Annotated in this window: 18 protein-coding genes; 2 read left to right on the top strand and 16 right to left on the bottom strand. The window is 48.1% G+C overall.

Annotated elements, in window-relative coordinates:
• Nucleotides 1–39 precede the first annotated feature (39 nt).
• Together AC6CIF_RS07325 and AC6CIF_RS07320 are read right to left on the bottom strand one after the other, a co-directional pair.
• Complete coding sequence (locus tag AC6CIF_RS07325; protein WP_498198781.1) at nt 40–1500, bottom strand: pectate lyase family protein; 1461 nt, start codon at nt 1498–1500, stop codon at nt 40–42.
• A gap of 256 nt (nt 1501–1756) precedes the next feature.
• Nucleotides 1757–2272, bottom strand: coding sequence for a DUF2179 domain-containing protein (locus tag AC6CIF_RS07320; RefSeq protein WP_036606590.1), 516 nt, complete (start codon nt 2270–2272; stop codon nt 1757–1759).
• A 346-nt stretch (nt 2273–2618) separates the two neighbouring features.
• Between AC6CIF_RS07320 and AC6CIF_RS07315 the strand changes: the two genes are divergently transcribed.
• On the top strand, nt 2619–3833 hold the full coding sequence (locus tag AC6CIF_RS07315; protein ID WP_498198779.1) for a Leu/Phe/Val dehydrogenase: 1215 nt from the start codon (nt 2619–2621) through the stop codon (nt 3831–3833).
• Between the two features lie 438 nt (nt 3834–4271).
• Here AC6CIF_RS07315 and AC6CIF_RS07310 read toward each other — a convergent pair whose 3' ends face one another.
• From AC6CIF_RS07310 to AC6CIF_RS07250, 13 genes are all read right to left on the bottom strand, one after another.
• The gene (locus tag AC6CIF_RS07310) at nt 4272–5939 is read right to left on the bottom strand and encodes a hypothetical protein (RefSeq protein WP_498198777.1); all 1668 of its coding nucleotides are present in this window, start codon (nt 5937–5939) and stop codon (nt 4272–4274) included.
• 1 nt (nt 5940) lies between these two features.
• Nucleotides 5941–6726 carry an ABC transporter ATP-binding protein gene (locus AC6CIF_RS07305; protein ID WP_036606587.1) on the bottom strand — a complete coding sequence of 262 codons (786 nt, stop codon included), beginning with the start codon at nt 6724–6726 and terminating at the stop codon, nt 5941–5943.
• Nucleotides 6727–6959: 233 nt separating this feature from the next.
• On the bottom strand, nt 6960–8363 hold the full coding sequence (locus tag AC6CIF_RS07300; protein ID WP_498199189.1) for an RICIN domain-containing protein: 1404 nt from the start codon (nt 8361–8363) through the stop codon (nt 6960–6962).
• Between the two features lie 140 nt (nt 8364–8503).
• Nucleotides 8504–8692 (bottom strand): hypothetical protein, encoded by a 189-nt coding sequence (locus tag AC6CIF_RS07295; RefSeq protein WP_498198775.1) that lies wholly within the window; start codon nt 8690–8692, stop codon nt 8504–8506.
• 138 nt (nt 8693–8830) lie between these two features.
• Entirely contained in the window at nt 8831–9460 is a 630-nt protein-coding gene (locus tag AC6CIF_RS07290; protein ID WP_307541344.1) for a PepSY domain-containing protein, read from the bottom strand.
• 236 nt (nt 9461–9696) lie between these two features.
• Complete coding sequence (locus tag AC6CIF_RS07285) at nt 9697–10497, bottom strand: PepSY domain-containing protein (protein ID WP_498198773.1); 801 nt, start codon at nt 10495–10497, stop codon at nt 9697–9699.
• A gap of 374 nt (nt 10498–10871) precedes the next feature.
• Nucleotides 10872–12248, bottom strand: coding sequence for a sensor histidine kinase (locus AC6CIF_RS07280; RefSeq protein ID WP_498198771.1), 1377 nt, complete (start codon nt 12246–12248; stop codon nt 10872–10874).
• The gene (locus tag AC6CIF_RS07275) at nt 12245–13000 is read right to left on the bottom strand and encodes a response regulator transcription factor (RefSeq protein ID WP_498198770.1); all 756 of its coding nucleotides are present in this window, start codon (nt 12998–13000) and stop codon (nt 12245–12247) included. Before AC6CIF_RS07275 ends, AC6CIF_RS07280 begins: the two co-directional genes overlap by 4 nt.
• Nucleotides 13001–13055: 55 nt before the next feature.
• Nucleotides 13056–13700: an SDR family oxidoreductase gene (locus AC6CIF_RS07270; RefSeq protein WP_498198768.1), complete on the bottom strand. Its 645-nt coding sequence runs from the start codon at nt 13698–13700 to the stop codon at nt 13056–13058.
• Between the two features lie 317 nt (nt 13701–14017).
• Nucleotides 14018–15199 (bottom strand): NAD(P)/FAD-dependent oxidoreductase, encoded by a 1182-nt coding sequence (locus AC6CIF_RS07265; RefSeq protein WP_036606574.1) that lies wholly within the window; start codon nt 15197–15199, stop codon nt 14018–14020.
• Between the two features lie 24 nt (nt 15200–15223).
• A complete protein-coding gene (locus AC6CIF_RS07260; protein WP_124116740.1) occupies nt 15224–15670 on the bottom strand; it encodes a DUF1641 domain-containing protein in 447 nt (148 codons plus the stop codon).
• A gap of 688 nt (nt 15671–16358) precedes the next feature.
• Nucleotides 16359–18158 carry an RNA polymerase sigma factor gene (locus tag AC6CIF_RS07255; RefSeq protein WP_498198765.1) on the bottom strand — a complete coding sequence of 600 codons (1800 nt, stop codon included), beginning with the start codon at nt 18156–18158 and terminating at the stop codon, nt 16359–16361.
• Between the two features lie 35 nt (nt 18159–18193).
• Entirely contained in the window at nt 18194–19126 is a 933-nt protein-coding gene (locus tag AC6CIF_RS07250) for a YobF C-terminal domain-containing protein (protein ID WP_498198763.1), read from the bottom strand.
• A gap of 192 nt (nt 19127–19318) precedes the next feature.
• Here AC6CIF_RS07250 and AC6CIF_RS07245 point away from each other — a divergent pair, with 192 nt between their 5' ends.
• Entirely contained in the window at nt 19319–19495 is a 177-nt protein-coding gene (locus AC6CIF_RS07245; protein WP_498198761.1) for a CsbD family protein, read from the top strand.
• A 166-nt stretch (nt 19496–19661) separates the two neighbouring features.
• Here AC6CIF_RS07245 and AC6CIF_RS07240 read toward each other — a convergent pair whose 3' ends face one another.
• Nucleotides 19662–20663 (bottom strand): NAD-dependent epimerase/dehydratase family protein, encoded by a 1002-nt coding sequence (locus tag AC6CIF_RS07240; protein WP_498198759.1) that lies wholly within the window; start codon nt 20661–20663, stop codon nt 19662–19664.
• Nucleotides 20664–20789: the final 126 nt, after the last annotated feature.

The following is a 20789-nucleotide window of genomic DNA, read 5'->3' as shown; positions in this document are numbered from 1 at the left end:
TCCTTATTTGAAGATGAAAAGCAACAGGGTACTCTGATATCAATAACTTGTCTTCAACCAATTGTCCTTGGACCAGGTTAATTTACCTGAACCCGCGCCATTGGAAGCAATGAGGCGTGCATTCAACGTAGATGGATCATCCGTGGTATAGCTGTAAGGAAGTGTCGAGAAGCCGTTCCAGGAGAACGATTTCACCACGGCCGGGATTGGCGCCAGTGGACTGCCAGACGTATCACTGCTGCCACGGAATGAGCTTCCATCCAAAGAATACATAGTATCGGTCACTCTGATTTTGCCGGTATAGGTTGGATCTGCCGGATCGGTCTGATTGTTGCGAACAGGATACAGCACGTCCTTGATGACTGATTTCTCGACCAATACGGCTCCACTCTCTGTGGAGATTGCCCCATTGCCAATGATATCGAACTTATAACCTTTGGACGCAATCGCTGTTGCCATCCCCGTTGTAATTTTGGCTTTAGCGGCACGCGCCCCTGTCGAATCCATCACGATGTTGTATGCATGTGCGTTGCCTCCACGCAGGCGTGGCATCCGATCCTGAATATCTTTGTACACGTTATGGTGCAGGGTCATGGACAGGTTGGCGTTAGCTGATTCCAGGCTGGTCGAACCGACCAGATGTCCTTTCTTTTGCGGTCCAGAGATGGCGATAATATCGGCTTTGCTGAGACCTACAGCACTGCTGCGAAGGTAGTTGTACATGGGATAGGAAGCCTTGTTTGCTTCCAACTCGTTAATCTGCTGGGTAACCCAGCTGTTCGAGCTGCCGTCATCCCCTTTGAAGAGGGACCAGGAGATGGTCACGCCGCTGGTTCCTTTTTTCGAATCGACGAGTCCGTCATAGGCTTTATTAAATGTGCAGTGATCAATCCATACGTTGCTGTTCTCCTCCAGGGTGATGTAATCCCAGTCATTCTTGTCGTAATCACCTTTGGTGGATTCATCCCATTCCCATAACTCATCGAATTCCAGGTTGCGGATGATGACATTGGAGCTTCGTTTCACGCTGATCGCTGCGTGTTTGATTTTGGAGCCGTTGGCGGAGAAAATCGTGAGTCCATTGAAACCATCAATGGTGAGCTTGCTGACACCTGTCTGTTTTAATACGGGATGCGTCAGCGCATCATTATGCTTGGCAAAAGGAGATGTCTTCGCTGCACTCGGAATTTCATTCCATCCCAGATTCAGATCGTTCATGATCTCAACAACTTTGACGCCGGATTTCTTTTTCAGCGCCAGTGCCAGATCGGTCGCATTATACACTTTCTTATACGTCGCTGTGTTGGATTCGCTAATGATGCCGCCGCCCGCGTTCCCTTGGGAGAAGCCTGTAAGATTGTAGTCTGCGTTACCCGCCGCCTGCACACTTGCCGGGCCGGACAATAAAGTTAACCCCAACGTTAGAGCCAGGGCTGTGCTGCATAAGCTTCGAAATTTAGTTTTCACGATTCCATTCCTCCCAATATATGATGATAACATTCGTCCATCGCTGCCATGCCAAATTACGAAGGACATGTTCTCAATGTAAGTGTTGAGAGCGATTACAACAATAATCCCTATCTCACATGTGGTTAGGAAAGGCTGGTATGGTAAGGGTTTGTACTGTAAGCAACCTTGAATCGTACAGAGTTAACTTGGGGAGTAAGGTTTCAGGGATATATCGTGGCAACAAGAACATTCCAGATGGGATGAAATTAAAAAAGCAGGACTGCATCTGCCGCAGACCTGCTCGATTTTACTTTTTGATGGAACGTGTCCAGAAGCCGCCATGGAACTGTTTGGGCTCCACGGTAATAACAAATGCTTTGGGGTCCAGATCGAGAATTGTTTGATAGAGCAGTTTCTGGTTTTTACGTTTTGCCAGAATCTCCATCACAAGCCGATCTCCATCACGTCCACTGCCCACCCATGCAGTAACACCATATCCTTTATCTCGCAGGGCATTCGCGACGTTGTTGCCCATCTGGTTACAGATGACTTTAACGGTAACGTAACCGAGGGCAATCTTCTCTTCAATCCAGGCCCCGAGTAATACACCGAGTCCATAACCCACCGCGTACACGATCAGGGCCGAAGGCTGAGTCAGGTATTGGAGCACCAGATTCAGACCGAGTACATAGATCACAATCTCACCCATGCTGATCAGTGCGGCGATGTATTTCTGGCCTTTGAGTGTCAGAATCATCCGGAGTGTATAAGCGGATACGTACACAATCTGGATCAAAAAGATAAATACCAATATTTTAAACAATCACAATCCCTCTTTCCTGGCCTTCGCAACGGAATCGGCCCTTTGCTGCATATCCTCGACGATTTCGTATCATCTATGCTTCCTGTATGTTCGCTCTATCTCCATCATTGGACGTTATGCCCTCATTCTAAACGGTTGGATGTAAATCCGTAGGCATTTTCTGCTCTCTGGCATGCCGGAACTGCCATTATAGAACCGTTTGTACCGATTATCAACCCGGCGGAGGTCCCAGGGTCGAAAATCGGTACCTGTGAATATGCTGTATCATCATAAAGCCAAGCACGCTGGCACAGGGTATCAGGTCAAAACGAGGATGGATGGGTCAAAACAAAAAGGGGGTACCGTCATGCAGCTATGGCAGGAGATGGAGCGGGAAGGCATGGAGGAACTCATTTTTTGCCATGATGCAGTTAGTGGATTGAGGGCGGTCATTGCCATTCATAACACGGTCCTTGGGCCTGCGCTCGGAGGATGCCGCTACTGGACGTATGCATCCGAGGAAGAAGCTGTTCGGGATGCTGTGAAGCTTGCCAAAGGCATGACGTACAAAAATGCAATCTCCGGACTGCCGTATGGTGGCGGGAAAGTGGTCATATGGGATGTACCTTTTGCCAAGAATGCAAAACCGGATGAGGATGGTTGCGGGTCTCAAAGTGGTAAGCAGGTCGTTGGAAATCTAGGGGTAGAGCAGCAAAAGGGCGCTGCCGCTGAACGGAAAGTCGCCGCTGATGAGATGACACATTCACAAGATAAAAGTCTGGATACGGATGTATCCAAGCGGGCGCAGCGCTTTCGTGCATTGGGTCGTTGTCTGGAGCGGCTGAACGGGCGATACGTGACCGGTCTTGATCTGGGTACCACGGCGGCAGACATGGACCAGATCCGACTGGAGACCGCACATGTGACGGACACCACGGGTTCGCTTGGGGCGCAGGATGACTTTACTGCCGAGATGACCGCCTATGGCGTACACATCGGCATTGTGACCTCGCTGCGCCAGCAAGGCATTGCATCTTTGCAGGGCATTCCCGTTGCCGTCCAGGGACTGGGCAAGGTCGGGTATGCCCTGTGCCGTTACCTGCATGCAGCCGGGGCACGGCTCAATGTGGCAGACGTTGTACCGGAGCGTGTACAACGTGCCCTTGGGCAGTTCAGCGGCGCCATCTCGGCCGATCCGGCCCATATCCACGCCGCTGACTGCAAGGTCTTCGCCCCCTGTGCCCTGGGGGGCGTACTGACCCCGGCAACGGTGGAGGAGCTGCGCTGCTCCATCGTTGCCGGGGCGGCCAACAACCAGCTGAGTGAACGACAGCTGGTTGCAGGCCGCATGCAGGCGCGCGGCATCCTGTACGCGCCTGATTATGTGCTCAATGCAGGCGGAATCATCTCTACCGCCTACGAGCTGGAAGGCGCCGGGCCTGACCTGATCCGCCAAAAGGTGGCGGGGATTGCAGGCACGCTGAGCAAGGTATACGCAGAAGCTGCGCAATCTGCAATCTCTACAGCCGATGCAGCCGATCGGCTAGCGGAATCCATCCTCCGAGCAGGCCATACGAGATAGGGTGCCCCCTCCTGGGGAGCCTACACTGCTTCACTCCATTTAGCTATGATGAAGTTTCTTTGGGGTAGCATCACCTAACAAAAAGAGCTAACCCTGACATCAGCGTCTAGGTTAGCTCCTTTAAGCTCTTCTTAGTTCTTCTTAGTTCTTCTTAGCACTCATAACTCTTCTAAGCTCTTATCACTTCGTCCTTCTCATCTCTAATCCCTTATCGCTTTGGTTCTTAGCTCTTCGTTCTTCGATGTTTAATTCATGCTTCTATGGTGTACTGTACTCTAATCTATTACTTCTCTAGAACGTTGACCCTTTGGCTCATTTTTTCCAATCGCTCTCTGTACGGATTACATGGAGTTTTCTTGTAAACCGTCCCTCTCAACGTAATCCACCCTCTTTTTATTTCCTTCTTTTACTCTTTTATTCTTCAGCTCTGCTGCAACTTCAAACTGCAACCGACCTCTTCTTCGCTGTCTTCTTCTCCCGATACAGCAGCGTCCACAGCAATACATTCGCTACAATCAGTAGCGCGCCATAGATCCACACTCCCCCCGATACCGAGCGGAAAAAGACATGGACTCCCCATAACATGGCAAGTACAGGAAGGGCGGCGAATACATACCAACCATCACTTTGCTGCGCCATACTGAAGGATTGGGAGAACGGCGGCTTACGCAACAACAATTTGCCTGCCAGTGGGACAAGCGCCGTAGCTGTAAGCATAATAATCGCAATATCCGGCAGTATCCGTAATCCAAATGTCCAGGTGAACAAAACGGCATTTGCCAGAAATATAGGCAGGAACATGTTGCACAAGAATGCCTTCAGAGCGCCTTTATATAACGCGCTATCATTCGCCATCGGTGCAGCGCGAAAGGTCCAGAATGCCTTGTATTGTCCTGAAAATTTCAGCATGACCACCACCGTTACAACCAGCATCAGCACGATGTAAAAGGTGTATACGAACGAACTTTGCCTAAACTCCGCCCAGGAGGAGGATTGCAATTCAGTAAACCAAAATACATAAGGTAAGACAAATGATAAACCAAGCGATGGATACACCTTCAGCTTGAATTCCCGTTCATTACGCATCATGCTGGCTGACAGACGGAAGCAAGCCTGCTCCTCTCTCGAACGACTGACCACCTTGGAGATCAACCGATCCCATCTTCCACGTCTACGTCCAGAGGACTGACCCGAATGTGCCATTTTTTCCAAATACAATTCAAAGGAAGGCATAAGCTTCACATATACGATCATACTCAACACAGGAACCAAGACTGCAAGTGCTGTGAACGTATAGATCCAGACATTCCCGCCCCCTGCAAATAACCATTCATATGCGGCCGCATACCATAACGGAGGCAACAGCAACTGCCACCATGCCGGGGTAAATACCATACCAAAGTCAATAATGCTGAACGAACGGATGACCAGCTGATAACCAATTGCAATCCCCACAGACAGCAGAATCTGCACCATATTGATCATATCCTTCAGCTTCTCACCATCCAGAAACTTCATCATGAACAGATAGATCAGAGACGTTGTCACCAGAATCAGCATATTGATCAGAATCAGTTCCACAAGGAAAATCAGAAAGAATCCGATCCCATGCGTCACCAACGCGGCAATTAGCGGTATACCGGTTAATGAACCCGTCAGCAATAGCAGATATACGCCCGAATGGATGGCTCGGGCCATCCCCACCGTTCGTCCATTAACGGGCTTGGTCATAATAATATTACGATCCCGGATGTCCAGCAGTACGGAGGAAAAATCCGAGATCATGGACGTCATGATCATAAACATTAAGATGCCAAACACAAGGCCCATCTGAAGCATGAAATGCCCCGTATCCCAGACGATGAAGGGAACCATCATCAGTCCCATTAATCCATACAACCACAGGGATCGAAGAAACTGATTACCTTCCTTGCGCTCCTTTTTCCCTGAATTGTTGGATAAAATGGTAGGTACTCTGCGTTGATCCATCTGGAACTTCACTCGCAAAATCAGGCGCAGCACATCATAATCCGCCCCTGTTCTGGCGATGAGCGGACGAAAGCGATCCAGAATCTTGAGTGTGCGGAAGTCGGAGGATTCCTCCATATCAGTACACCTCCTGCACAATGGATACAAAACGCTCCGCAATGGCTTTATGTTCATTAAAGCCCGTCAATTGATTGAATACTTCCTCCAGCGTACCTTCCATGGATTGCTGTTGGAGCTGCTTGAACGTTCCGTCTGCCACTACGCGCCCTTCAGCGATCAGTACAATTCGACTGCTGATCTTCTCCACCACATCCATGATGTGTGACGAATAGAAGATCGTTGTGCCTTTGGCTGACAATTGTGACAAAATCTCTTTGACTACCATCACACTATTGGCATCCAATCCGCTGAGCGGTTCATCCAGGAACAACAGATCCGGGTCATGCAGCAGCGCAGAGATCAACAGCACTTTCTGACGCATACCTTTGGAAAAGGATGCAATGCGGGAATGATATGATTTTTCCATTCCAAAACAATCCATCAATAGCTTGGCTTTGTAATCCGCATCTTCATAGGACATACCGTATAACTCTCCTGTAAAAGTCAGATACTCCGCAGGCGTTAATTGTTCATACAATTCCGCCACCTCCGGAACATAGCCGATTCTGCGTTTGTACTCTACATCGCCATCCGCAATATCTTTACCAAAGATTCGCACCGTGCCTACATATCCTTCAACCAGCCCGAGTAAAATCTTAACCGTCGTACTTTTGCCAGCCCCGTTTGGGCCAATATATCCAATCATCTCACCGCGATTTACTTCCAGATCGATGCCATTCAACACATAACGTCCGTTGTATCTCATACGCAAGCTTTCAATTGATAGCACTTGTTGTTCACTCACTTCGTTATCCAGCTCCTGTCTCTATCTTTTTCTACAATTCTACTAGTTTACCACAGATTGGGATGGTAATGATCGGAAAAAGGTCACGATATCAGCCATCGTCTGGACATCCCCTACGAGTAAAAGCATCACTTAAATGCGTGAATACATCACAAAGCCCCTGTCCCACCTTATGGTAAGAGACAAGGGCTTCCATTTTATGCTGAACCTTATTTTCTAATATTTAAAACGTCTTACTGCACCTTAACAATCTGAAAATGCTGATTCGTGCCGCCATTATCTGTCCACTGGATGGCCGCAGCCCCATCTGCCAGGGATTGACTGGAGATATCCAATACCTTGCCTGTACTGCGGTTTTTCAGTTTATAATAACCACCACCTACATGGACGAGCTGCCATTGCTGGCTGGCCCAGCCACCATCATTCCACTGTTCAATGACAGCCCCATCCGTCGTGGCACCATTCTCCACACCAATTAACTTGCCACTGGAACGGTTGATGATTTTGACATAACCGCCACCCGCATCGGTAATCTGCCACTGTTGACTTGTCATCCCCCCATCTGCTCGCTGCTCCAGATCCGCACCGTTGGCGGAAGAACCCCCAATGACATTCAGCAATTTGTTGCTTTTACGGCTAATCAGCTGATATGAAGCATTCGGGTCCCAGACATCCGGTGTACTCACTCCGGTCACGGTCCCTGTTGCTGTATCAATCGTAATACTGCTGGCCCAGTTCATCGCCAGACTGGTTGCACTTGGGAATGAAAGTGGCAGCCAGACATACTTGGAATCCTGTACAGGTCCGCTCCATGCACCAGCCCAGCGGTCACCCATGTAGAGATAGGATGTGGTCTGTGAACCTTCTACAGGAACAACATAGGTGGATTGGGAACCATACGTTGTGCTGTCTCCAAAATTGCTTAGGCCGCTCCATGTGCCTGTAATGCTGGAGGCTGTCGCATATTTGGCCTGATTTGGATTCCAGCCGGTCGCACCCGAAGTAATCAGGAAGTAGACGCCGTCTTTTTTGAATAGGGCAGGCGCTTCACGATATTGTCCGGGCCACAGCGTTGTGACTAGGGATTCCACACCCAGGAAATCCGGGGTCAGCTTATATATATTCAGATCAGCATTCACTCGGGTCGCAGAGATCAGATAAGCGGTTCCGTTATCGTTGTATACCGTCATGTCTCTGGAATCATACCCAAGTGGACGATAACTGCCCACATACGTGTAGTTGCCATCCACCGTATTCGAAGTAGCTACCGCCACTCGGGCCTCGCCATAATCCAGACCATTCTCCTTGTGCATCCACAGCACATATTTGCCGGTAGCACTGTTGTAGATGACTTTTGGGCGTTCAATGTTGGAGATATTTAGCTCGGTAGCCGAGCTGCTGGTCAGCACATCATTGCGATACTCCCAGCTCTTCAGATCCGATGAACGATACACCGATACCGCCTTGAACGTTCCATTCGTATTACGGTTCTCCCCAAACCAGTAATAATACCCATTTGCCTTAATCATCCCGCCCCCATGAGCATGAACGACATTGCCATTAGTATCCTTGAACTGTACCCCGTTCGTTACACTGAGCGGAGCAGCTAAAGCATTCGGTCCGGGTGCGAGCAGCATACCTATTGATTGCAGCGCCAAAACCAAAGCAAGCAGATAACTTAAGCGGCAGGTAAAGCGACGTGAATGTGTATTCTTTTTCAACCATCCATCGTTCATAGCCATATCGTAATGCACCTCCATGTTTTTTTGTGGAGCGCTTACATAAAAGAAAATCGATATGTCTCATCTGCCTCCGATCGATGATGCATTTCAGCATTAGAATTCCTGGCAATACTGGCTGGGCGTTCACCTCCCTGATTCCGATTGTATCCGCCACGTTCCTGCTCGAATAGTGAACAATCCGGCGGAAGATGTACAATTTTATACTCCGCTCTCTCGATCAACAACAAAAAGACGCTTCCCCCGAAGCGTCCTCTGCTATACCTGCCCTACCCCTCCATGATGTAACGATCTCTAGCTGTGTAAGGCTGTTCATAGGCAGGTTTTTATATGATGTTTTATCGGCGTATACTCGCCCTTATTGCTTAATCTTGGTCGTCAAAATCCTGGTCAAACGATAACACTTTACCTGTGTTGGCATCGATATCTACATCTGCTTCACCTTGAGCGGTTCTCAGTTCGATCTCATACACATAGCGACCATCATCATGATCCAGCTCGACTTTGGTTACTTTACCACCCGTAACTTGTTTCAACGCAATGTTTGAAGCTTGGGAGGCCGTCAATTTGACCTGCTTGGAAGCAGAGTTATTAGACGTGTTGCCTGTTGCAGTACCTTTATAATCGTCGTCATCATCGTAGTCTTCATCATTCACGACCGCAAGGATTTTGCCTGTGTAAGCATCCAGACGAACGACAACATCATGGGTTCCTTTTCTGTCAATCTCAACTTCATAGAACGTTTGGCCGTTTCTACGCTCCAGATCCACGTCATCCACTTTACCATCGGCTGCTTTTAACGCCAACGCTTTCGCTTGTGATGCATTCAGCATTTTACCTGTGCTGTTCTGATTCTGTGTTGCAGATTGTGTTGTTGACGTTGGTGTAGTTTGCACCGATTGTCCGTTCACATTCCCGCTAGCCGCTACGGCCGATCCACCAAGTAATACTGCTGCTGACAAGCTACCAATCCAAAGTTTATGTTTGTTCATCATTATCCATCTCCTCGTTGTTGTTGTTTTCGTTCTCGTCTACATTTATAGAATAACCTGCAGGAATGAGAGATCAGCGAGAGTTAGATTAGAATTTGATGAGAAAATGAGGAGAGTACTCATATAACAGGTGTTCATTCTGCATGTAATCTAAACTAAATGAAAAAGATGACCCCTAAACTAGGAATCATCTCTCTAAAGCAGTTTAACACTATATTTAATGTGTTCCTTGCAACATGTTAATCATCGTCCTCATCCCAAGTCACGGAACGAATCGCTCCCGAGATGGCATTCACCTGTACAATAGCCTCACGGCCATCCTCCAGATCAATTTCAACCAGATAATACGGATTCCCACTGTTGGTTCCACGCAGTTCGATGTCGTCCACTTCCCCCGGAACCTCCGCAAGTGCCTTCTGTTTGGCTTGCTTCTCGCTCAGAAACTGAGGTTTGGGATCATCCTTGGTTGGTTCAGTTGTCGGGGCTGTTATTGTTTTGGAAGCTATCGTCTCTCCCGTGTATGGATCAATCGTGAGTTCTTCACGGCTGTTATCCTTCGCCTTTAATACCGCGGTGTATACCGGACTGCCTTGCTGCTCCACAAGTTCAAGCGAGACCAATTGGTTATCTGCTTGTTGTTTTAACAACGCCGTCTTGATCTGCTCGCGGCTCCATAACGTCTTCTCTTCCGCTTGCGGGTTCGATTCCAGCCGTTTAATGGAATTCACAGCAGCTGTAACGGCATCCACTTGCACATCATATAGGCCGGTCTCCGAACGGAGCTGCATGATATACGTCCCGTCCTTCAACGTGGAATTCACAATCTCTCCTGGATATTGATCCAGTACGGACTGGGCTGCCGCATCTGCCGTAAGTACCGCACCCGTCGATTGCCAAGGCTTCCACCAAGCAACTACTGCCACAATCAGCACAACGAGAAGCCCTGCACCCCACCAAAGTGATCTTCGCGATTTTGCCCACCCACTGTTCGTCTGTTCATGCCGTTTCATCTCCGGTGGTCGCTGCTCATGCTCTGTCATCACGTTTCCCCCTTATAACTCTCCCAATAGCCCAAGTTCATCTGTTATATATTCGGTCTGAGTTTAGTTCCCAATGGCTACTACATAAAATGAACTAATCTTTTACACAGTAACGGAGAGGACAGAAATAACCTGAAAAAGCGAAGCTACAAGCTTTCTGCAAGAAAGCTACTTCGAAAGCATACACTTCGCCTAAAAGCTTTCTGAAAGAAAGCTACATCGGAAGCATACGCTATCCCCGGATTTTCCCCTTGAGAAAAGGGGATCGAAAAATCTGGGGATAACAGCGATTGGGAGGTTCTTCTGTCATCGTAGTGTCAGTGTGAACAATCTTTAGTTCAGTTTATATAGTATATAAGAGAAGAATGAGAATTTCATGAGAGCGGCCCGTTCTGAACCGATAAAGGCAAAATAATCGAAGCCTCGGTGCCTTCACCCTCGGTGCTGGTCAGTTCGATCCGTGCTCCAACTGCTCCTGCAAGCTCTTTGGCAAGTGACAATCCCAGACCTGAACCACTTGCACCTAAGCTGCGTGTTCTGGCCGGATCAACCCGGTAGAATCGGTCAAATACCTTCTCCAGCTCGTCCTCCCGCATACCAATCCCGGTATCCACAATCCGAATTCGGCACTCTTGCCCCTTGGCTTCCAACCTGACTTCAATTGCATCTTCACTATACTTCCGGGCATTATCCAGCAAAATAAACAAAAGCTGCTTCAGCTTGCTCTCATCGCTGATCGCCCAGATTGAATCTGGATCTTCACACCGGACTTCACGGTGATAGGCTTCCCGAAACGCACGTGTGGAGTCTGTAGCCAGTCTCGTGATATCCACACGCTCCAACTGCACATTCCACTGCTCTGGCTGCTTCGCAAGCAGTAACAGTTGCTCGGTCATCTCCCGCATACGAACCGATTCGGACAGAATCGCCTCTACCGCTTCATCAAATACCTCGGGCCGCTCTTTTCCTCGCCGCTGTAGCAGGCTGGCATAGCTCTCAATAATGGTCAGTGGAGTTTTGAGCTCATGAGATGCATCAGATACAAATCGTTCCTGTCGTTCAAAGTTGGATTCGAGCAGATCCATCATCCGGTTAAACGTCTGTCCCATTGTTTTCAGTTCATCCTTCGACCCTTCCTCCAGTGGAAGACGCTTGAATTGGCCGCTGGACTGAATGTCACTCATTGTACGTGTCATCTGCTGAATCGGTCTGGTCATCCGATTCGCCAGAATCCGGCTGGAGATAATGGCTGGAATGAGAGCAATAATCGTGACCGCCACAAGCACAGTTCGCAGTACAGACAGGCGATTCTCCGTCTCTGCAATGCTCTCGGTCACCTGCACATTCACCACCTCGCCATCAGGCCAGATGACCGGAACTGATACCCACACATAACCAATCTGTTCAACTTGGGTATACTCCGATTTCTTCTCACTTTCGTACTTATAGGGCAGCTTGCTCAGCTGCTCGGAAGCTGCTGTTGTTGTCACCGGGGAACTGGTGCCGTCTTCATTAACGATCCGAAGCATGCCGTTCACAGGCGCATAGGCCCGCAGCAAGTCATCCGGCGGTATGGAGCCGGCAGACTGACGCACTCCTTTGACAATAGACTCTGCTTCCGCTTCCACCCGATTAACCTCGTTATCAATCGACATCCGTTCAAACACGATGTAGACGGACAGGTTCACCGCGATTAACAGCACAGCAAATAATACAGACGAATATCCGTAGATTTTACTGCGCAGGCTCATAACTGTTCCTTCAGGACGTATCCAACGCCCCGTACGGTATGTATTAAGGGCGGTGTGAATCCGTTATCCACCTTTTTGCGCACATAACGGATGTACACATCCACCACATTGGTATCTCCATAATAATCGTATCCCCACACGGCCTGCACAATTTGATCACGACTGAGCACCTGACGTTGATTCTGCAGCAGATATACGAGCAGGTCGAACTCACGTGGAGTAAGCTCAATGGCCACACCATCCCGGGATACCTCTCGCGTTCCTTCATTCAGTTTCAACCCGGCAACCGTTAACCAGCCTGCCTCAGCTTCAGCCTGATGCCCAGAAGAGTCATTCCCCGGATCAGCAGGTGTAGACGAAGAAGCGGAAGAAACAACAGACGCCGCTGCACTAAGCCGCAATGCAGCCCGAACTCGGGCAAGCAGCTCTTCAATCTGGAACGGTTTGGTGATGTAGTCATTGGCTCCGAGATCCAGGCCAGATACTTTGTCTTCTACCGAATCTTTGGCAGTGAGCATAATGATCGGAACCGTAGCATCTTTGGCCCGAACTCGCCGCAACACTTCAATTCCACTCAGACCAGGCAACATCACATCCAGCAGAATCAGATCCCATTGTCCGTCTGCATACTTCTCCAATCCTTCTGTTCCACTGCCTGCCTTGCCTACCTGATATCCCTCATACTGTAGCTCCAGTTCCAGCAGACGTGCTATTTTGGGCTCATCCTCTATGACCAGCACGGCTCCGTTCATGCAGCGCTCCCCCTCATCCCCATCATTTCATTCTCCCGTTATCTTACAATAACATCTACAATTTGCCCAAGGCATCTTCAACCGGATGCTCCCCGGCAATTAGATCAAAGGCCATTCGGTACGTCTTCTCTTCCTGCAAAGAAGCCACGATGACGCGGGCTACATCTTCACGCGGGATACTTCCCGGCTCCAGATCGGTTCCAACTGCAATCTTGCCTATGCCCGGTTCATTCTTGAGACCACCTGGACGTATAATCGTGTAATTGAGATCACTTGCAAACAATGCACGATCTGCATAATGTTTCGCCACGTAATAAGGCTTAATGGACTCTGACCATTTCTCCCGTTGATCTGCGCCATACGCACTGACCAGAATATATCTGGAGATTCCTTGCTGCTCTGCGGCTTCCATCGTTTTCACCGCACCGTCGAGATCGATAAGCAGTGTTTTGTCCTGACCGGTAGATCCGCCAGAACCTGCCGTAAACACAATCGCATTATGATCCTTCATTGCCTCAGCTAAATCCTCTACACTACCCTCCAGGTCACCAATCACCACATCTGCACCGAGTTTCTTCAGTGCATCCGCCTGCTCCGGTTTGCGGATCATAGCCGTTACTTTATGTTTGCCTTCCTGGGCCAGCTGTTCCACCACAAACTTTCCGATTTGTCCATTTGCTCCTATAACTAAAACGTTCATACGTCATTCTCCTCTCAGTTGAACGGATGGCTTGTTGCTGCTCCCCGTTCTTTTTATTTAAAGATACTCATCCTATAATTTAAACGAAAGCCGGCGCTTCTAAGCGCCGGCTTCATGTCCATGCCCGTTCAGTACATCTATGAAATGTGAATTCTTCCGTTGTCCCATTAATATGCCATATACCCTAGGTGGTTTATACGCCACCTCACATTTGACCACTTCTGCCGCACCTTTTTTCCATCTGAATATCTGTTATCCTTTGTAATCGTGACAACCAAAAAGGACGCCCAAAAGGGCGCCCTTGAATGGCATTAAGATTAGTAAGCCAGTGCAAACAAACCGTGAATATGAGCCAGGTAACGGATGTTACTTGCTTCTTTCATCATGGTTGCAGGCAGACCTTTCAGACGAGTCTGGTTACCACCGATCATGCCGACAGCATCTTTACGACCCAGACTTCCCAGCGTACCGGAGAATACTGGTGTGAAGGATTCCATTGCGCCACCTTTGAACATAACGCCCAAGTTGTGACCAATAGTCTCACCCATTTGCCAAGCCAATTGTGCTGTTGGAGGGTAAGGGCGAGCGCCTTCGCTAGGGAAGACCACTGCGCTGTCACCAGCAACAAACACGTCTTTGTGAGAAGTAGATTGCAGAACTTCCGTAACTTTCGCACGGCCACGATCCACTTCAATTCCGCTGTTAGCAACAACAGCGTTGCCTTGTACGCCACCTGTCCATACGAGTGTGTTCGTAGGGATGGAGCTGCCGTCTTTCAGCAGAACTTCGTTTTCTTTCATCTCGGTAATCGCTACGCCAACGATGAAGTTAACGCCACGTTTCTCAAGACTTGATTTAGCACGTTCAACCAGCTCTGGCGGGAATCCTGCCAGGATGGAAGGACCTGCTTCAACTGTGTACAGGGATACTTCTTTGAAGTCGATGCCTTTTTCTTGACATACAGCAGGAAGCAGGTCAGCGAATTCGCCAACAAGCTCAATACCTGTCAAGCCGCCGCCACCAATAACAAACGTAGCGTCTGCTTTGTTGCCGGACTGTTTGTAAGCATCAAGACGTGCTTCAACGTGTGCACGAATACGGTTTGCATCGCTAACCGATTTGAGCGTGAAGCTGTACTCTTGCAATCCCGGAATTCCGAAGAAGGCAGTTTCGCTGCCCAAGGCAACGACAAGTGCATCGTAAGAGTATGTGGAGCCGCTGGTCATCAGAACTTTTTTCTCGTCCGGCTTGATTGTATCCACCGTATCGATTTTCAAGTTCACGTTTTTGCCACGCAGCAATTTTTCGAGTGGAAGAGCAACTGCTTGTTCAGCAATGCTTCCCGCTGCAAGACGGTGCAGTTCCGTGATAATTTGGTGTGTAGGGTAACGGTTCACGACAGTAATTGTCGCTTCTTCCGGAGACAAGTATTGACGCGCAGTCAATGCAGTCAACAGACCGCCGTATCCTCCACCCAAGATCAAAATTTGCTTCGACATATCCATCCTCCGTTCTTCTAAGTCTTAACGTTTCTGTTGTTGACGCTCGTTCAGGATGCTCAGGAAAGATTGAGCAAAACGAAGCGATTGTTGTACGTTTGGATCTTTGAGCATTTTCAGCATAGCGAACAAGCCAACTGAAGTTTGCTCTGTTTGCGCACGGTCATTGGCTTCGATGGCAGCAGAAGCTACACCTTTAGCTTTGTCTACAACAGGCTTAGCGAACTCGCCCATTGCGCTCATTGTGTCGCTGATCAGAACTTTGTCTGTTGCTACACTTTGTGCAAAGTCATAAGCTTTTGTCATAGCAGTAACCATTTCAGCCAATTTAGGCAGGTTCTCCACCAGAACGGTTAAAGACTCCTGTACCTCAGGCTTCATCAGTTGATCCAGAACGTCCAAGGACTGGCGCTCGGAAACGTTGGCACCTTCTGTAACTGGCACCTCTTGTTGAGTAGGCGATTGTGACATAAGAGAAAGTCCTCCTTTACTTTGGGATAGAAGTCCGCGACTTTCATGATGCCTGTCAAGCAGAGCCGAACCACAAAATACATCGAATACATTTAAATGTACCAAATTTCACACAATAGGATGAGCGTAGCTCAGGGCCACTCCCATATCATGCATTGTATCTTGGATCTATTGCGGACAACATGTGTTGACGCACAAAACGACAAGCAGGCCGAAACCGAACTCTATACCCTTATATTACACCTCTTACACATGAACATGAAAAAGAAATTTTTTACACTTGTGAAGATATTGTGAACATTGTAACAAAATCGATTTTTTTGTCAACCCATGAAGGCAAGCTAACGCCGCCGATCCTCCTGTCCAAGATCCGTATTCCTACCACATGTGGTATTAAGACAAGATCACATATGACCAGATGTGCGATATGTACACAAGGAAGGATTCGTTTATCGAAAATTTCAGGAATTGTTTTCCAATATCAAGATAATCATGCAACGAAATTGGTCACTGTCGTTATTATGCAGCGTTGGGCTCAGCCTTATTCCATCATTGAGACATCTTTTCTATTTCAAGTATGAACCTCTTGCGTCACGAATGCAAAAAAGACAAAAAGAAGGCCTGACGGATCGCCCTGCCTCCTGATATTTGTTTTCACTGTATGTCCAATCTGATTGTTACAATTAGGTCACACCATAACTATTTCTGGGGAATGCTGTTCCATTCCTTCAAGCAACACTTTTATTACAACAACGGCGGCTCGCTCCAATTCCTCCACTTCCAGAAGTATCGAGATAGCCTGATCGGCATGAAGCTTCTCATTAGGCAGTCCTCCATCTGGAAAAGGAAATAATTCTGTGAGTGTATTTAACTTTTGGGACATGTTTCGATATAACTCTTCTGCCTGAAGACAGAATGGAATCAAGTTGGAATAACAGGCAGTCGAAGCCCACTTTAGAGAAATTTCTCTGAAAAACTCACTTGCATAACGTCTTGCATCCCACAAAACCGCAATGTTATAGGCGTGACCGTTCGGTTCTACCCGTCTGTATTTTAAGGCTTCTCTCCAGACTGCATAGGCAGCCACACCACTGACTGTGTTCGGCAAGGTATACGGGTCCTCTCCACGATAATGAGCCAACGCAGCTGTCAGTGCCGCGTGCAAGTTCATTTCTCGTATCATGCCATCTGATTCGGCTGCCAGTACAAATACTTCCTGATTCACACCCCGGCCTACATGATCATAGGGAATTGTTCCTGATTTAATGAAATCGGTACCGTATAGGGTCCGGGCTGCATCATCATAGCCATAGATCAACCCGAATTCGGGAATATTCAGGTCCCACACGACGGCCGGAATTCCCCGATGAATGGCGTAACGTATCAGGGAGAGTGCCTGAACAAGTCTTGGATTAAGCAACCTTTTCCCCTTCGCTTTCTCCTCTAGCATCGAAGGATCGACCAGATTGGCATTGAGTCCCGCTTCGCTCGCCAAAGCCTCAACCGCATGGGAACGATAACCCATATGTTGCAATCCTCTTGTAAGCACCTCTTTGAAGTTATAGGCAGTAGGTCCAGCAATATGTATGTCCTGAGGCAGGATGGTCAAACGAAAAGAAAGTCCACTCATCCCCATAACCATGGGGAGAGACGGAGATGGACCGATATAACCTAACATCTCGTGAATGGATGCTGCTGCCGAGTTCCAGGTTTGGGGAGCCCGAAACGAAAGGGGTTCCTCCAGAGTCACTCGATTTTGCCCGAGTGTATTCCACTCTGCCAGCATTTCTTCTACAGATAAATGAATATGAAGCTGAGACACTTTTTTACGTGAACGGGACAGAATTTGATACACATTGGCACTTGTCAGATTGAACTTGCAGGCTATTTCTTGCGGTGACAGCTGCTCCATCCAATATGATGTGAAGACCTGTTGTTCTCTTTCATTCAGACAACCCAACAGCCTGTGGAGATTGTTCCTCATTTCCTGCTGAGCAACAGCTTGATACGGATCATAGCCTGTATCCTGCGATCTCCGATCTGTGTCATTCAAAAGATGATTCAGCGTCATGTCGAGCGAGTCTTGATCGCTCCATGAGGCATCATCGGCTCCAAATCCAAATGCAAAGAACGAAGAAAAATGTTCTTCCCGCTGCTGCTTTTGGCGCTGCATATGTGAGTATGCCTGATTACGCACAATGCGCTGCATCCAGGCCATAAAACGCTCAGCATTCTGAAGCTGTCCCATATGAATGAACGCACGAATAAGCCCATCTTGTAAAATGTCTTCTGCGAGATAAGAATCATACGTGAGTGCTCGCACATAACGAAACAATTGCCCACGGTAACGGTGAATCAACTCTCCAAAGGCCTCTGTATCCCCCGTTTGGGCTCGTTGGATAAGCGCGATATCGGGCTCCTTTTGCCCATCCTCTAATGTCTCATCTAACCCTGGCCTGATATGGCGATTGTTAGTTAATCCATCCATGTATATCTCCCTTTCTTATAACGTCTACACTTTCATTACTCCATCTTCAAAATAGAAGCTTCGATCATGGCTTCCGTCTCCGCGATTGCCACCATGATTGTCGCAGCAGCCTCCCAGTTCCGAGAGACAAGACGGGATTGGCATTCCCCGAATTGGCGGGATTGTGCATATTTCAAAGCAGAAAGGTCAGGATGGATTGTGTTAAAAAACAAACCATAATCATGGGCACGACGTGCGCCTACTGGCAGAGCAAAATACACATAATGAGCCCACTCATTATCATCGATTGCTCCAGTACGAACCTGTTCCGCCTTATGCAGAATGGCTGAAGCTCCGGTTCGTCCTTCCTGTGCAGCAATATCATGGGTCTGTTCTGTCAGGGTTGATTTGAACCAAGTGAAAGCCCGGTGGTTAATCTCCTCCCGATCAGGATGTTCAATGCGTTCAGGACCCCACCATCGTCGATACACACCGCTACTCCATGGGAATTCAGACTTCCATGCTTCCTCAAGTTTATCCAGTGTCAGGAAGACATTCGGAAATCCAGCCGGGTCATGCAGGCATATTTCATCGCCACTCATATTGAGCGCCACTACATAATGATCGCAACCACCCAGATTGGGAGAGTTGGGATTGTAGACAAGTTTGCCCATATCTAGCGGCCCCATCATCACAGGGCCCTGCTTCAAAACCTCTCTTAGCTCATCTACAGGCATCTCCGTACCCCGTGCTTGCACACTTTCGCGCACACTAAATCCCAGAATGCTCATCGCCTTGCTAATGGCCAGATCAGGACTGGAGGTACAGTTATCAAAAAAAAGCATATCTTCCTGCGTTCGAAAGGCCCCTAGTGAAAAGCCACCGATGGTTTCAATCAGACCGGGATCTATCTTTTCTCCAATGGACGACAGCAGCATTGAAGCTGAGTTGGCGTAGCAATACGCACCATTTCCAATATAATTGCTCATATCATAACATCCTCTCATTCCTTTAATGAAGCACGCGATTAAGCAATGCCTATACTTATACTGACTCTTCGTACAGATCATTTCTGACAGAATATCAAGAACAAATTTCTGACCGCCCTGAAATTGTGAACGTTTAGAATGGAGACATCCCGGTTAATAAGGACTACACCAGAAACGAAGGAGATGTTCGATATGAGTAATTCAACTAGCGATAAAGTCAAAGCAGGCGTAAACAAGGCCAAAGGCGAAGTGAAGGATCAGATCGGTAATGCAACCAATAACAGATCCCTTCAGGCTGAGGGTAAAAAAGACAAAGCCAAAGGTGCTGTACAGGATAAAATTGCCGACATTAAAAAAGATCATCACTAGATCCTTTTGATGTAAAACTCAGAAAGCACGAAGATTTCGTGCAATAGATCGTTTTAAAATAGCCTGACCGTCCGTGTTCGGAAGTTATCCGAATGTGAGACGGAGGCGCAAAAAAGCCAAGGAAGGTGTTACTCAATACACCCTTCCCTGGCTTTTTTTGTGTATTTTATACTGCTGGAACTGCGTATCTTGCCATATCGATAATGAAACTGCGCGTTTCCCTTGTTTTATGGTATTCACGGCTGAACTGTCTGACCCATTCGGGATGTTCCTGATACCAACGAAAGGTTTTTTCCAATCCCTTTTCCAACGTGGTTTGCGGTAACCATCCCAATTCCGCTCGCAATCTGCCTGAATGTACGACCAGACTGGACCCTCTGGACTGGGTTGGTTCCTGCTCCCGGATCTCTACAGCGGCTAAGGATCGATCCATCGGTTTCAATATCTCCCCTATTTCCTGCATGGTTGTTCCAAGCCCTGTCGATATGTTGTAGACCTGTCCGTCTTTGCCTTTCAGCATGATCTGTTCAATGGCCCGGAGGGCATCATCTACATACAAGAAATCACGCACTGCCGATCCCTGAATATCCAGAGCCAGTCCGTCCAACATCCGACCAAAATTTCGGGGAATAATACGGTCTGGTAATTGCCAAGGTCCATAGAGGTTGGTCAAGCGAAAGAGTTTGACTGGAAGCTGGTAACATTGAGCGTATGAGTGAGCCAGCATTTCACACGCAACTTTGGACGCGGAATAAGGAGAGACGGGTGCATACGGATCTGATTCGTGATAGACTATGCCCCAATCACCGCCATACACTTCAACGGATGAAGCCAGCAAGACTGGAATGTGATGTTCCGTAGCATATTGCAGGATGGCCTGTGTGCTGAGCGTATTATTGCGGAAAACTTCCCCTGGCTGATGATACGAATAATCCACGTGTGGCATGGCCGCCAGATGAATTATGTAATCTGTTCCTGGAGGTAGATGAATCCGGTCCGATGCAAGGTTACAACAGATGAACGGCATCTCATGCAGAGGAGAGATATGAACCAGCCTCTGACAATAATCATCCCGATCCAGAAGGGTAATTCGATGCCCTTTTTGCGCCAAAAACTGTGAAAGATTAAATCCCACAAATCCAGAAGCCCCTGTAATAACAATGTTCACACACGATTCCCCCTTGCGATTTATACAACGAGTGCACTGAAGAGAGTTTATGTACTGAGTATAACCTTAAAATGATACATTTTGTATCATTTTACAATTGTTTTTTGTTCGTCCTTGAGGTTATAG

The organism is Paenibacillus sp. GQ49, from assembly GCF_059759055.1.
This window is presented reverse-complemented; position numbering and strand designations above follow the sequence as displayed.

Excerpts from the sequence above, each read along its gene's own strand:
- AC6CIF_RS07270 (WP_498198768.1), bottom strand. The coding sequence starts at position 13,700 with ATGAACGTTTTAGTTATAGGAGCAAATGGACAAATCGGAAAGTTTGTG.
- AC6CIF_RS07290 (WP_307541344.1), bottom strand. The coding sequence starts at position 9,460 with ATGATGAACAAACATAAACTTTGGATTGGTAGCTTGTCAGCAGCAGTA.
- AC6CIF_RS07265 (WP_036606574.1), bottom strand. The coding sequence starts at position 15,199 with ATGTCGAAGCAAATTTTGATCTTGGGTGGAGGATACGGCGGTCTGTTG.
- AC6CIF_RS07300 (WP_498199189.1), bottom strand. The coding sequence starts at position 8,363 with ATGCTGCTCGCACCCGGACCGAATGCTTTAGCTGCTCCGCTCAGTGTA.
- AC6CIF_RS07260 (WP_124116740.1), bottom strand. The coding sequence starts at position 15,670 with ATGTCACAATCGCCTACTCAACAAGAGGTGCCAGTTACAGAAGGTGCC.
- AC6CIF_RS07255 (WP_498198765.1), bottom strand. The coding sequence starts at position 18,158 with ATGGATGGATTAACTAACAATCGCCATATCAGGCCAGGGTTAGATGAG.
- AC6CIF_RS07315 (WP_498198779.1), top strand. The coding sequence starts at position 2,619 with ATGCAGCTATGGCAGGAGATGGAGCGGGAAGGCATGGAGGAACTCATT.
- AC6CIF_RS07275 (WP_498198770.1), bottom strand. The coding sequence starts at position 13,000 with ATGAACGGAGCCGTGCTGGTCATAGAGGATGAGCCCAAAATAGCACGT.
- AC6CIF_RS07245 (WP_498198761.1), top strand. The coding sequence starts at position 19,319 with ATGAGTAATTCAACTAGCGATAAAGTCAAAGCAGGCGTAAACAAGGCC.
- AC6CIF_RS07310 (WP_498198777.1), bottom strand. The coding sequence starts at position 5,939 with ATGGAGGAATCCTCCGACTTCCGCACACTCAAGATTCTGGATCGCTTT.
- AC6CIF_RS07325 (WP_498198781.1), bottom strand. The coding sequence starts at position 1,500 with ATGTTATCATCATATATTGGGAGGAATGGAATCGTGAAAACTAAATTT.
- AC6CIF_RS07285 (WP_498198773.1), bottom strand. The coding sequence starts at position 10,497 with ATGACAGAGCATGAGCAGCGACCACCGGAGATGAAACGGCATGAACAG.
- AC6CIF_RS07280 (WP_498198771.1), bottom strand. The coding sequence starts at position 12,248 with ATGAGCCTGCGCAGTAAAATCTACGGATATTCGTCTGTATTATTTGCT.
- AC6CIF_RS07250 (WP_498198763.1), bottom strand. The coding sequence starts at position 19,126 with ATGAGCAATTATATTGGAAATGGTGCGTATTGCTACGCCAACTCAGCT.